Source organism: Agromyces sp. NPDC056389 (genome assembly GCF_042262385.1).
Classification (GTDB): domain Bacteria; phylum Actinomycetota; class Actinomycetes; order Actinomycetales; family Microbacteriaceae; genus Agromyces.
Map to the genome: position 1 here is coordinate 1,085,446 of NZ_JBHJPN010000001.1, position 12,884 is coordinate 1,098,329.

Genomic DNA, 12,884 nt, shown 5'->3' on the forward strand with positions numbered 1-12,884 from the left:
CGTGGCATCCGTCGCTCGATGGCCGGAGTCAGGTGGCGAGCGAGATGTCCGCCTCGAGGTGGTCGCGGATCTGCTCGACGAGCTGCTGGCGCGCGCCGAGGAGCACCGGCTGGGCTCCCGTGCCGCTCGTGCGCATCGCGAGCTTCGGGTGCGCCGCCGGGTCGACGCGGTCGGCGACGAGCTCCGCGAGCCGAGTGCCGCCGGCGGTGCCGGTCGGGCCGCCGAGCACGATCATCGAGGGATCGAGGATCGCGAGCAGCGGATTGACGGCGAGGATCACCCGGTCGGCGAGCGCCGACAGTGCGTCGTCGTCGTGCGCGAGTCGGGGCAGCACCTCGGCGAGCGTCTCGCCGCTTCCGCCGTCGCCGAGCAGGCGGGCAACGGCCGGGCCGCCGAGCAGGTCGGTGAAGTCGTTCGCCGACGGCGCGAGCGGCTGGGCAGTGCGCGGCACCGCGAGGTAGCCGATCTCACCCGCTCCGCCCGAGGCGCCGCGGTGCACGACCCCGCCGAGGTCGAGGCCGACGCCGAGTCCGTCGCCCATCCAGAACAGCGCGAAGCTCGAGGCCTGCTGCGCGGCGCCCGACGAGCGCTCGGCCATCGTCGCGAGGTTGACGTCGTTGTCGATCGTCACCTGCAGGCCGAGCTCCCGCTCGATGCGCGCACGGGCCCCGACCTCCGGCCAGCCGGGCAGGGTGTCGGTGAACGAGAGTTCGTCGCCGTCGACGAAGAATGCTGCCTGCACGCCGATCACGACCCGGCTGACTGTTGCGGCATCGATGCCGGCCTCCGCGCAGGCAGCCTGGACGGCGGCCCGCACGTCGCCCTCGGGAGAGCGCTCGTGCCCGTCGGTCGGGATCTGCACGATCGGGTGATCGTCGTCGACGGCGTCGACGACGACCGCCTGGATCGCCCGCTCGAGGATCGAGATCGCAACGCCCGTGATGCGATCGGTGCGCACCCCGTACGTGATCGCGTTCGGCCCTCGGCCCCCCGACAGCTCGCCCACCGGCCGGATCAGGCCGACCCGTTCGAGGCGTGCGAGCATCTGCGAGGCGGTGGGCTTCGAGAGCCCCGTGAGTTCGCCGAGCCGCGATCGCGTGAGGGGGCCGTGCTCGAGGAGGAGCCGGAAGGCGGTGCGGTCGTTGCGCGCCGCGAGCCACGTCGGGGTGCCCGGGTCGATCTGGTTCACGGCAGGCCGCCTCTCTCGTTCGGTGTTGATGGTCACTCTATCTGAAAAGAATGTTTACTGATTGTCGCCTCACCCGCCGTTCCGAACGTCATCACGCAGCCGCCCGAGCCGATCGGGGTCGGCCGCTGCCTCGAGCAGGGTCTTCGTGTACTCGTGCCGGGGATCGAGGATCACCTGCTCGCTCGGCCCGCGTTCGACGATCTCCCCGCGGTACATCACGAGGATCTCGTCGGAGAAGTGCCGTGCGGTCGCGAGGTCGTGCGTGATGTAGAGCACGCCGAGGTGCTCCTGCCGCTGCAGCTCGGCGAGCAGGTTCAGCACGCCGAGGCGGATGGACACGTCGAGCATCGACACCGGCTCGTCGGCGATGATGAATCGCGACCCCGGTGCGAGCGCACGCGCGATCGCGACGCGCTGCCGCTGGCCGCCCGAGAGCTCGTGCGGTCGACGATCGGCGAACGTCGCCGCCGGCGAGAGGCGCACGCGCTCGAGCAGTTCTTCGGCGCGCTCGCGGATCTGTCGCGACGAGAGCCGCGGGTGGTGGATGCGCAGCGGCCGTTCGAGGTGGTGCAGGATCGGATGGAACGGGTTCAACGAACTGAACGGGTCCTGGAAGACCATCTGCACGTCGCGCCGATAGCGGGCGAGGCCGCCGCCGCGGGTCGCGCTCGACCGCCCGTCGAGCAGCACCTCGCCGGAGGTCGGCGTCTCGAGCTTGGCCATCATGCGTGCGATCGTCGACTTGCCCGAGCCGCTCTCGCCGACGAGGGCGATCGTGCGACCGGGTTCGAGGGTGAACGAGACATCCTTCACCGCATGGAGCGTGCGCACCCTGGTGCCGCTCCGCAGCCGGAAGTCCTTGACCAGGTTGCGCGCCTCGAGGGTCGTGGCCTCGACCGCGGTCGCCCGCCCGCTCATGCCGCACCCCCGGCGGCCGCGCCCGTGCGGATGAAGTCGCCGCGGTCTCCGCGCAGGCTCGGGAAGCTCGAGAGCAGCCGCCTGGTGTACGGATGCCCCGGCGCCCGGTAGATCTGCTCGGCGTCACCCTGCTCGATGATCTCGCCGTCGAGCATGATCGCGATGCGGTCGCTGATCTCGATGAGGAGCGGCAGGTCGTGCGTGATGAAGATCACCGCGAAGCCGAGTCGCTCGCGCAGCCGCATGATCTCGCGGATGATGCCGCGCTGCACGACGACGTCGAGCGCCGTGGTCGGCTCGTCCATGATCATGACCTGCGGGTCGAGGGCGAGCGCCATCGCGATCATCACGCGCTGGCGCATGCCGCCCGAGAGCTCGTGCGGGAAGCTCGAGAGCCGCGTCGGGTCGACGCCGACGAGGGTCAGCAGCTCGGCGCTCCTGGCTTCGCGCTCGGCACGCTTCATCGCCGGACGGTGGGTCGTGAAGACGTCGTGCAACTGCTTGCGCACGTTCATGACGGGGTTCAGCGAGTTCATGGATCCCTGGAAGACCATCGACACCTTGTTCCAGCGGAACCGGCGCAGCGCCTCGCCGTCGAGGGCGACGACGTCGATGTCGTCACCGGATGCGTCGTGGAACACGACCTCGCCCCCGGTCATGATCGCCGGGGCCTTGAGCAGCCGGTTGAGCCCGTAGGCGAGCGTCGTCTTGCCGCAGCCCGACTCCCCTGCCAGGCCGAGGATCTCCCCGCGGTGCAGCGTGATCGACGCGCCGCGCACTGCCTTCACCGGCGGGTCGACCTCGTACTCGATCGAGACCTCGCGTGCGGTGAGCACGGGTTCGCCGAGGGCGGCGACGTTCACGACGGCGGCGTTGGCGTTGGCGTTGGCGTTGGCGTTGGCGTTGGCGTTGATGTTGGCGTTCATGCGAATGCTCCGGTGTCGGCGACGCCCTTGCCGGCCTTCGCGGCCTTGCGCTGACGCTTCGCGTTCTCAGGCGCGAGCCTGAGCTTCGGGTTCACGACCTCGTCGATCGCGAAGTTGATGAGGGAGAGTCCGGCGCCGAGGGCCGCGATGATGAGGCCCGGTGGCACGAACCACCACCAGGCGCCGGTGCCGACGGCCTGGCCCGTCTGCGCGTCGTTCAGCATCGTGCCGAGCGTGATCGAGCCGGTCGGCCCGAGCCCGAGGTACGAGAGGCCCGCTTCGCCGAGCACCGCGAAGATGACGCCGAAGATGAACTGCGCGGCGAGCAGGGGCACGAGGTTCGGCAGGATCTCGACGAAGATGATGCGGCCGGGCTTCTCGCCGGCCACCCGCGCCGCGGCGACGTATTCGCGGGTGCGGAGCGATCGCGCCTGGGCCCGGAGCACCACGGCGGAGCCCGCCCAGCCCGTGATGCCGAGCACGAGCGCGACGAGGAGGGAGCTTCGGGCGAGCGGCCCGAGTCCCTCGGCGTTCTGCACGTACGCGGCGATGACCATGACGACGGGCAGGCCGGGGATGACGAGGACGATGTTCGTGAAGAGCGTGAGCACCTCGTCGAGCACGCCGCCGAAGTAGCCGGCGAATACGCCGAAGATCACGGCGAGCAGGAGGGCGACGATCCCGGCGACGATGCCGATGAAGAGCGAGCCCTGCGTGCCCCACGCGAGCTGCGAGAAGACGTCGTAGCCGAGCTTCGTGGTCCCGAGCCAGTGCTCGGCCGAGGGCGGTTGCAGCGCCTCGTTGCTGGAGTCGCGGGGCGGCTGGGCGATCATCGGGCCGAAGATGCCGAACAGCGTGATGAGGCCGACGATCACGACGCCCGCGATGAGCTTGCCCGAGCGGCTCGGCAGGATGTGCCGGAAGCGGCCGCCGCGCGTGGACCGTGCGGCCGCGATCGCAGCAGTGGCGGTCGCCTCGCGAGTCGTCTCGCGAACGGCCTCAGCCGAGACGGGCGCCTGGAACGGCGCGTCGTCGCCGGTCGCGTAGACGTCGTCGGCGCGGTCGAGGGTGGGCTGGGAGTCATCCATTGTGTCGCACCCTCGGGTCGATGAAGCCGTAGATGAGGTCCATGAAGAAGTTGGCGGCGAGCACGGTGAGCGTGATCACGAGGAACACGCCCTGCATGAGGGCGTAGTCGAGGCCCTGCACCGCCTGGATCATGAGCTTGCCGATGCCCGGGTAGCTGAACACCTGCTCCATGACGATGGAGCCGGCGACGACGAATCCGAGGGCGATGCCGAAGCCGGCGAGGCTCGGGATGGCGGCGTTGCGCGAGGCGTACTTCGTGCGCACCCGACGAGGGGTGAGCCCCTTCGCCTCCGCCGTGACGACGTAGTCCTCCGACATCGTCGACACCATCATGTTGCGCATGCCGAGGAGCCAGCCGCCGACCGAGGAGAGCACGATCGTGATCGCCGGGAGGATGGCGTGGTAGATCGCGCTGCCGATGAACGCCCAGCTGAGCTCGGGGCCCGCCGGGAACTCGAACACGTCGTAGCCGCCGACGATCGGGAACAACCCCAACTGCACGGAGAACACCGCGACGAGCACGAGCGCGAGCCAGAAGTACGGGATGGACTGGAAGACCGTCGTGACCGGCACGAGGTGATCGAGCCAGGTGCCGCGCCGCCACCCCACCCATGCGCCGACGATGATGCCGAGCAGGAACGAGATGACGGTCGCGACACCGACCAGGATGATCGTCCACGGCAGGGCCGCGGCGATGAGATCGGCGACCGGGGCCGGATACCTCGTGGAGGAGACGCCGAGGTCTCCCTGAAGCAACCGGCCCCAGTACGCCACGTACTGGTCCCAGAGGGACATGTCCTTCCCGGCGCCGAGGATCGAGGTGATCGCCTCGATCGTCTCCTCGGAGAGCGGACGCCCGCCGCTGGCGCGCCGGAGCTTGCCGAGCATGATGGCTGCGGGGTCGCCCGGCAGGAGCCGCGGGAGCAGGAAGTTGAGCGAGATCGCCGCCCAGAGGGTCACCAGGTAGAAGGCGACCCGCCGAAGGTAGAAGCTCATGCCGCTGCCGTCCTCGAGTTGGGGAGTTCCATGGGACCGACGGCCTACTTCGCGGGCGTGAGGTGCGAGAGCACGACCGCGTTGGCCACTGCGAGGTACGGCAGCGGTGCGGCGTAGAGGTCGCCCTCGCTCGGCCATCCGCTGAACTTCTCGGTGTTGAAGAACGACTGCGAGGCGTTCAGCACCACCGGGATGTACGGGAGGTCGCGGGCGATCTCGGCCTGGATGGTCGCGTAGGCCGCCTGCTTCGTCGCGACGTCCTGCGTCGCGCCGGCTGCGAGCACGGCGGCGTCGACGGCCGCGTTCGAGTAGCGGGCGTAGTTCTGACCGACGAGCGGGGTCTCGCCGACCTTGACGGTCGAGGTGCCGGCGAAGTACTCGTGGTAGTTCGAGTACGGGTCGGCGACGAGGCTCTGCGTGAGGCCGTAGAGCGCCATCTGGAAGTCGCCCGACTGGATCGGCGTCCAGTACTCGGCGTCGGAGACGGTGCGGGCGTTGATGCGGATGCCCGCTTCGGCCGCCTGCTCCGAGATGAGCTTGGCCGCGTCGTTGTAGTCGGTCCAGCCGTCGGGCGAGAACAGGTCGATCTCGAAGGCCGTGCCGCCCTTGCCGTAGAACCCGTCGGCGTCCTTCGTGTAGCCGGCGGCCTCGAGGATCGCGCCCGCCTCGGCGGCGTTCGCCTCCTGCGGGCTCGTGGCGAGCTCGGGATCGCTCAGCCACTGCTCGTCGCGCGGCTGCAGGGTGAACGACGGCGAGGACTCGCCCGCGAGCCCGGCGAACGCCTTGTCGGCGATCGTGGCGCGGTCGATCGCGACGTTGATCGCCTGGCGCACCGCGGGGTCGGTCTGCGCTCCCTCGCAGCCGAGGTCGGCGTTCGCGCAGGTCGTGATCGTCGTCGGGTCCTGCTGCAGGTTCAGCGTCGTGATATCGCCCTTGCCGGTCACGGCGTCGGGGTTCGCGATGAACTGGCCGACCCAATCGATCTTGCCGGTCGTCAGCAGGTCCTGCGACGACTGGTTCGAGTCGAGGCCGAGGTACTGCACCTCGGTCACTGCGGGGGCGCCGTCGCGGAAGAGCTCGTTCGCCTCGACCGTGTACGCCGCATCGGAGAAGCTCTTCAGCACGTACGGCCCGGAGCCGACCGGCTCGGGGTTCGTCTCGGCCATGAAGTCGTCGATGTCGGCCCAGATGTGCTCGGGGATGATGTACGTCGAGCCCAGCGTGAGCGAGGCGCTCGTGAACTGCGGCTCGGTGTAGGTGAGCACGACCGTGGTCGCGTCGGTCGCCTCGGCCGAGACGAACTGCTCGGACTTGTTCGAGCCGTACCCGAAGGTGAAGGCGACGTCGTCGGCGGTGAGCTCCTCGCCGTCGCTCCACTGCAGGTCGGGCTTGATGGTGACGGTGAGCGTGCGGCCGTCTTCGCTGTACTCGTAGCTGTCGCCGATGAGGCCGACGGGCGCATCCGCCGAGAGCTGGTTGAAGAAGAACAGCGGCTCGTAGATCACGCCGAAGGTCGCGTGCACGGCCGTGTCGACGGCGAACGGGTTGAAGTTGTTGTTGATCGGGGTGGCGCTGCCCGCCCAGACGCGGAGGACCGAGGCGTCGTCGCCGCCCCCTCCTGCCGACGGGGTGCATCCGGTCATTCCCAGGGCGATCGCGGCCGCTCCGGCGGCGAGTGCCACCGCGAGGGAGCGTTTGGTTCGAGTCATCTCCGGCATTCCTCTCGTGCTTCGTTGCGTGGAAGGTGGTGCAGTGACGGCGCGCAGGTCTCGGTGCTCACGCGTTACTGGAAGAGACCCTAACAGAAAAGATTGTAACTGGAAACAACTCATTCAGTTTCTGTTTCAGCCGCGTTTCCCACGCGTTTCCGGCGCGAAGACGACGAAAGCGCGGTGCCGACCAGGTCGGCACCGCGCTTGGGATCGTTCGAACGCCCCGGCTACTCGGCGAGCAGAGCGGCGAGCGCCGGCAGCTGGGCGGGGTCGTCGAGCGCCGAGCCGACGGCGACGGCGCGCACGCCTCGGGCGAGGAACTCCGCTGCGTTCGAGGCGTCCATGCCGCCGGTGGCGACGAAGCGGGCCGCGGGGAACGGACCGGCCATCGCCGGGAACCACGCCGACCCGAGCAGCGAGGCCGGGAACGCCTTCAGCCAGGTGAGGCCCGCGGCCATCGCCGCCTGCACCTCGCTCGCGGTCGCGACACCCGGCAACGGCGGCATCCCGGCCTCCGCGGAGGCGCGCGAGACGACCGGGTCGAAGCCGGGGCTCACCGTGAAGGCTGCGCCGGCGGATGCCGCGAGCTCGACGTGCCGCACCGACACGACGGTGCCGGCTCCGACGAGGCGACCCGCAGCCCGTCCGGCTGCGGCGACGACGCGCAGCGCCTCGAGGTCGGCCTCGGTCTGGATCGGCAGCTCGACCACGTCGATGCCGAGCCCCCAGGCGCGTTCGGCGAGCTCGAGGCTCCGCTCGACGCCCATGCCCCGGAAGATCGCCATGAGCGGCTGCCCGTCGAAGACGTCGTCGAACTCGGCGTTGCTGATGGTGGTCATCGGGTGCTCCTCGTGGTCGTTGCTGCTCTGGGGAAATCGGCGGTGTCGCCGAGCACGGTGACGGCTCGGGCATGTCCGGCGGCGAGGCGAGCGCGCGCCCCGCCCCCGGCGAGGAGCGAGTCGAGATAGCCCGCCGCGAACGCGTCGCCGGCGCCGACGGCCTCGACCACCTCGACGGACATCGCCGGCACATGGGTCGACCCCGAATCCGCGCCGGCGCGGAATTCGGTCGCGCCGATCGCACCGTCCTTCACCACGAGGAGCGCCGGTTCGGGCAGTATCGCCCGCACCGCGTCGGGCGTCGCGGTGCCCCAGAGCGCTTCCGCCTCATCGAGGCCGACGAAGACGAGGTCGGCTCGGGCGGCGAGTTCCTGCAGCCTGCCGCGCGCCGTGCCCTCCCGCCAGAGGGCGCTGCGGTGGTTGACGTCGAAGCTCAGCATCGCGGGCGAGGCCGCGACGCGTTCGATCAGCTCGTCGACGAGCGCATCGCAGCCCGCGGAGAGCGCCGGCGTGATGCCGCTCACGTGCACGACCCGGGCGGTGTCGAGCGGAAGGCCGCCGAGGAAGGACGGATCCATGCGGGACGCCGCCGAGCCTGCTCGGTAGTAGCGCACGCCGCGGCCCGGGTCCTTGAAGTAGACGCCGGTCGGCGCCGCGTCGTCGGTCTCGACCCAGCGCGTGTCGACGCCGCGGTCGTGCAGGTGCCGCACGACGCGCCGGCCGAGCGCGTCATCGCCGACCCGGCCCGCCCACGCGACACGACGACCGAGCGCGGCGAGGTGGGCGGCGACGTTCGCCTCGGCGCCTGCGGTGTCGACGCGGAACTCCTCGGCGGTCTCGAGCGGTTCGGCGAGCACCGGGGCGACGAGCGCCATGGTCTCGCCGATGGTCAGGACTTCGGGCAGCTGGGGCACGCCCCCTATGCTGTCTGGTGTGCAGATGCGGCGCAAACGCGTTGCAGCATCTGCAACACGAGAGGATTCCGGATGCCGCAGCACACACGACTCGCAGCACTCGCCGATGAACGACTGAGCGCGGCCGACAAGGGGCTGCCCGCGCGCGCCGATGGCCTCACCGTGCGCGAGTTCCTCGCGAGCGACCCCCGACTCGCCGAGTTCTGGACGCCGCTCCTCGCCCTCGACGAGCGCGCGCTCGCACACAACGCCTCGGTGATCCAGGGCTGGTGCGACGCGCGCGGTCTCGAACTCATGCCGCACGGCAAGACCACGATGGCTCCCGCGCTCTGGCAGCTCCAGCTCGACGCCGGCGCCACCGGCATCACTCTCGCGACCCCCGGGCAGGTGCGCACTGCTCGCACGTTCGGCACGGCCTCGATCATGCTCGCGAACACGCTCGTCGCCCCGGCGGCCCTCGCGTTCGTCGCCGGCGAGCTCGCCGACCCCGATTTCGCGTTCCGCTCGTGGGTCGACTCCGTCGAGACCGTCGAGGCGATGGAGCAGGCGCTCGCCGGCATCGCGCTCCCCCGCCCGATCGACGTCCTCGTCGAGCTCGGCGGCGCCGGCGGCCGCACGGGCGCACGCGGCGTCGGCGAGGCCGTGCGCATCGCCGAGCGCATCGCTGCGTCGCCCGTGCTCCGCCTCGCGGGTACCGCCGGCTACGAGGGCAGCCTCGGCCATGATCGCTCCCCCGCTGCGCTCGAGGCGGTCCGCGCCTACCTCGCTGAGATGCTCGAGGTGCACGAGGCGGTGCGCGGCATCGCCGAGGGCGAGCTCATCGTCACGGCCGGCGGCAGCGCCTACCTCGAACTCGTCGCCGAGGTGTTCGCCCCCGCGATCACGGCGGAGTCCGCGGCGGGCCCCGGCAACGGCGCTACGCGCTGGATCCTCCGCTCGGGCGCCTCGCTCCTGCACGACGACGGCTTCTACCACGGCATCTCGCCGATCGACGACGAGCTCACGCCCGCGATGCGCGGCTACTCCCGAGTCGTCTCGCACCCCGAGCCCGGCCTCGCGCTGCTCGACGGCGGCAAGCGCGACTTCCCCTACGACGAGGGTCTGCCCGTGCCGTTCGGCGTGGCCGAACAGCCGGGCGGCGGTGAGCGTCCGCTCACCGAGGCATCCGTCACCGCGCTCAACGACCAGCACGCCTACCTCCGCGCCGACGGCCCGCTCGACGTCGCGATCGGCGAGGTCGTGTCGCTCGGCCTCTCGCACCCCTGCACCGCGTTCGACAAGTGGCGCCTCATCCCGGTCGTCGAGGGCGGCGGCTCCGACCGCGTGGTCGCGCTCGTGCGCACGTTCTTCTAGGAGCCATCGGTGTCGATCCTCATTCGAGATGTGTTCGCCGTCGATGCCGAGGGCGTCGGCGCCGGGCCGTCCGACGTGCTCGTCGACGGCGATCGCATCGCGCGCATCGCCCCCGCGCACACCGTCGACCCGGGTGACGCGCACGTCGTCGACGGCCGCGGCCGGTTCCTCATGCCCGGCTTCGTCGATGCCCACTCGCACGCCGACGGTGCGCTCTTCGACCCAGATGTTCAGCTCGCGCTGCTGCGCCAGGGCGTCACGACCGTCATCGGCGGGCAGGACGGCGTCTCGTACGCCCCGGGCGACGGCGACTACGCCGCCGAGTACTTCGCCGCGATCAACGGACCGCACCCGAGCTACCGCGGCGGCGGGATCGCATCGCTGCTCGCCGCCTACGACGGCGCAACGGCCGTGAACGCCGGCGTGCTCGTTCCTGCCGGCACCGTGCGATTCGAGGTCATGGGCCGCTCGACGGATGCCGCATCGCCCGACGAGCTCGCTCGCATGCGGGCGCTCGTGGCCGACGGGCTCGCCGACGGCGCCCTCGGGCTCTCGACGGGCCTCGACTACGTGCCCGGCGTCTTCGCCGGCACCGACGAGCTCGCCGCGCTCGCGGCACCGGTCGCGGCCGCCGGAGCCGTCTACGTCTCGCACATGCGCGGCGGCTACGAGGCGAACTCGGCAGCGGGCATCGCCGAGATGGCCGCGATCGCCCGGGCGTCCGGTGCGCGCGTGCACGTCTCGCACTTCCACGCCGAGCCGCACCTCGTGCACGAGCTCCTCGCCGAGCTCGAACGCGACGGGGTCGATGCGACCTTCGACGCCTACCCGTACACGCGCGGCTGCTCGATCCTCGCGATGCCGATCCTGCCCGCGTCGCTCACGGTGCGGCCCGCGGCCGAGGTCGTCGCCGAACTCGCCGACCCCGCGGTGCGCGCGAGGCTCCGCCGGGAGTGGTTCCCGACGATCACGGGCTACGCGAGCCTCGGCCCCGAGTGGCCGTCGATGCTGACGCTCGCCCACCTCGCTTCCCCCGACTTCGACTGGGCGCACGGCCTCACGATCGCGCAGGGCGCGGCCGAGGCATCCGCTCGGTCGGGCGCCTCGATCGATGCGATCGACTTCGCGCTCGACGTGCTCGTCGCCTCGCGGCTCGAGGTCAACGTCGTGATGGCCGTGCAGTACGAGCGCAGCGATGCCGGGCTCGCGGAGATCCTCTCGCACCCGGCGGGGATCGGGGGCTCCGACGGCATCTTCATCGGCCGCCACCCGCACCCGCGGGCGCGCGGCTCGTTCTCGCGCTACCTCGCGATGCTCGTGCGCGAGCAGGCGACGATCGGGTGGGCGGCAGCGGCGGCCCTCGTCTCCTCGCGGGCGGTGGCCCGGTTCGGGCTCGGCGACCGCGGCGCGGTTCGCGAGGGAGTCATCGCCGACCTCGTGCTCGTCGACCCCGACGCCGTGCGCGCGACCGCGAGCTACGCGGAGCCGCTCGGCCTCGGCATCGGCATCGACGACGTGCTCGTCGCCGGCGTGCCGGTGCTCGCGGGCGGCGCGCTCACCGGGGCGACGCCCGGCCGCGGCATCCGTCGCGTCACCGAGGAGGCGACGGGACCCCTCGTCTCGCACGGGACCCACGACATCCGGCGTCCGGTGCGACACGAACCATCCCGATCCGACGAGGCAGCGGAGGCCTGACATGTCGCAGAGCGTGAAGCGCGCGGCCCGCATCATCGACGCGATCGCCGCCGATCCGCGAACGGTCGCCGAACTCGCGGAGGCCTTCGACCTGCACCGGTCGACGATGTTCCGCGAGCTGCAGTCGCTCGAGGAGGTCGGCTGGGTGCGCCGGCGCGCGTCCGGCCGCTACACGCTCGGCACCCGGCTCGCCGCCCTCTCGAAGGAGGCGCTCGACTCGCTCGACCTGCGCGAGGCCGGCGCCGAGCATGTGCGTCGCCTGCAACGCCGCACGGGCAACACCGTGCACCTGGCAGCACTCATGGACCGATCGATCGTCTACGTCGACAAGGCCGAAGACGAGTCGGGCGTGCGCATGTACTCCCGCATCGGCCGCGCCGTCATCCCCAACTGCTCGGCCGTCGGCAAGGCGATCCTCGCCGACCTCGACACCGCAGGCCGGGATGCCGTGCTCGCCGGCGTCACCTGGGAGCGGTACACCGACCTCACCATCACCACGCGCGAGCGACTCGACCGCGAGCTCGCCATCGTGAGCTCCCGAGGCTGGGCGACCGACGATCGCGAGTTCGAGGCCTTCGTCAACTGCATCGCCGTGCCGATCCGGAGCTCCCTCGGCATCGTCGGCGCGCTCTCGGTCACGGCGATCCGGATGGTCGCCGACCTCGACCGGCTGCGAACGAACCTGCCGGCGATGCGGGAGACCGCGGCCGCCATCTCGCGCGAGCTCGGCTGAACCCGACCACCCCGACCGCCACCGACCACGAACCGCCGACCGAACACCCCCACAGGAGGAACCATGTCCAAGATCGCCATCACCCTCTCGAACGCGCCGAAGCCCGCCGGCCCCTACAGCCACGGCGTCGTCGCCAACGGTTTCCTCTACACCGCCGGCTTCGGCCCCCAGGACCCCGCCACCGGTGAGGTCGTTCCCGGCGGCGTCGCCGAGCAGACCCGACAGGTGCTCCGCAACATCGGCGCCGTGCTCGCCGAGTACGAGCTGTCGTTCGACGACGTCGTGAAGGTCACGGCCCACCTGGAAGACCTGGCGGACTTCGCCGAGTACAACGTGGCGTACGCCGAGTTCTTCACCGAGCCCTACCCCGTGCGCACCACGGTGGGCTCGCGTCTCGCGAACATCCTCGTCGAGATCGACGTCGTCGCCGCCATCCCCCAGGCCTGATCGGGTCCGCGCAAGCTCCGACACAGCGGATGCCCCGTGGCCGATCGGCCACGGGGCATCCGTCGTTCGACCG

Annotated in this window: 12 protein-coding genes; 4 read left to right on the top strand and 8 right to left on the bottom strand. The window is 71.0% G+C overall.

What is annotated here, in order from left to right; genetic code table 11:
* Nucleotides 1–28 precede the first annotated feature (28 nt).
* The 8 genes from ACFCVM_RS05025 to ACFCVM_RS05060 all read right to left on the bottom strand — a co-directional run bounded on the left by ACFCVM_RS05025 (nt 29) and on the right by ACFCVM_RS05060 (nt 8,583).
* On the bottom strand, nt 29–1,189 hold the full coding sequence (locus tag ACFCVM_RS05025) for an ROK family protein (RefSeq protein ID WP_375834641.1): 1,161 nt from the start codon (nt 1,187–1,189) through the stop codon (nt 29–31).
* 69 nt (nt 1,190–1,258) lie between these two features.
* Nucleotides 1,259–2,107, bottom strand: a complete 849-nt coding sequence (locus ACFCVM_RS05030; protein WP_375834644.1) for an ABC transporter ATP-binding protein — start codon at nt 2,105–2,107, stop codon at nt 1,259–1,261.
* Nucleotides 2,104–3,033 carry an ABC transporter ATP-binding protein gene (locus ACFCVM_RS05035; RefSeq protein WP_375834646.1) on the bottom strand — a complete coding sequence of 310 codons (930 nt, stop codon included), beginning with the start codon at nt 3,031–3,033 and terminating at the stop codon, nt 2,104–2,106. The genes ACFCVM_RS05030 and ACFCVM_RS05035 overlap by 4 nt, the downstream gene beginning before the upstream one ends.
* Nucleotides 3,030–4,121 (bottom strand): ABC transporter permease, encoded by a 1,092-nt coding sequence (locus ACFCVM_RS05040; RefSeq protein ID WP_375834649.1) that lies wholly within the window; start codon nt 4,119–4,121, stop codon nt 3,030–3,032. Before ACFCVM_RS05040 ends, ACFCVM_RS05035 begins: the two co-directional genes overlap by 4 nt.
* The gene (locus ACFCVM_RS05045; RefSeq protein ID WP_375834652.1) at nt 4,114–5,118 is read right to left on the bottom strand and encodes an ABC transporter permease; all 1,005 of its coding nucleotides are present in this window, start codon (nt 5,116–5,118) and stop codon (nt 4,114–4,116) included. The genes ACFCVM_RS05040 and ACFCVM_RS05045 overlap by 8 nt, the downstream gene beginning before the upstream one ends.
* 44 nt (nt 5,119–5,162) lie before the next feature.
* On the bottom strand, nt 5,163–6,827 hold the full coding sequence (locus tag ACFCVM_RS05050) for an ABC transporter substrate-binding protein (protein WP_375834654.1): 1,665 nt from the start codon (nt 6,825–6,827) through the stop codon (nt 5,163–5,165).
* Between the two features lie 230 nt (nt 6,828–7,057).
* Nucleotides 7,058–7,669, bottom strand: a complete 612-nt coding sequence (locus tag ACFCVM_RS05055) for a bifunctional 4-hydroxy-2-oxoglutarate aldolase/2-dehydro-3-deoxy-phosphogluconate aldolase (protein ID WP_375834657.1) — start codon at nt 7,667–7,669, stop codon at nt 7,058–7,060.
* Nucleotides 7,666–8,583, bottom strand: a complete 918-nt coding sequence (locus ACFCVM_RS05060; protein WP_375834660.1) for a sugar kinase — start codon at nt 8,581–8,583, stop codon at nt 7,666–7,668. Before ACFCVM_RS05060 ends, ACFCVM_RS05055 begins: the two co-directional genes overlap by 4 nt.
* A 72-nt stretch (nt 8,584–8,655) precedes the next feature.
* On the opposite strand from ACFCVM_RS05060, the gene ACFCVM_RS05065 reads away from it, so the two are divergent.
* From ACFCVM_RS05065 to ACFCVM_RS05080, 4 genes are all read left to right on the top strand, one after another.
* Nucleotides 8,656–9,936, top strand: a complete 1,281-nt coding sequence (locus ACFCVM_RS05065; RefSeq protein ID WP_375834663.1) for an amino acid aldolase — start codon at nt 8,656–8,658, stop codon at nt 9,934–9,936.
* Between the two features lie 9 nt (nt 9,937–9,945).
* The gene (locus ACFCVM_RS05070; RefSeq protein WP_375834665.1) at nt 9,946–11,631 is read left to right on the top strand and encodes an amidohydrolase family protein; all 1,686 of its coding nucleotides are present in this window, start codon (nt 9,946–9,948) and stop codon (nt 11,629–11,631) included.
* Between the two features lies 1 nt (nt 11,632).
* On the top strand, nt 11,633–12,364 hold the full coding sequence (locus ACFCVM_RS05075; RefSeq protein ID WP_375834667.1) for an IclR family transcriptional regulator: 732 nt from the start codon (nt 11,633–11,635) through the stop codon (nt 12,362–12,364).
* 63 nt (nt 12,365–12,427) lie between these two features.
* Nucleotides 12,428–12,811 (top strand): RidA family protein, encoded by a 384-nt coding sequence (locus ACFCVM_RS05080; RefSeq protein WP_375834671.1) that lies wholly within the window; start codon nt 12,428–12,430, stop codon nt 12,809–12,811.
* Nucleotides 12,812–12,884: the final 73 nt, after the last annotated feature.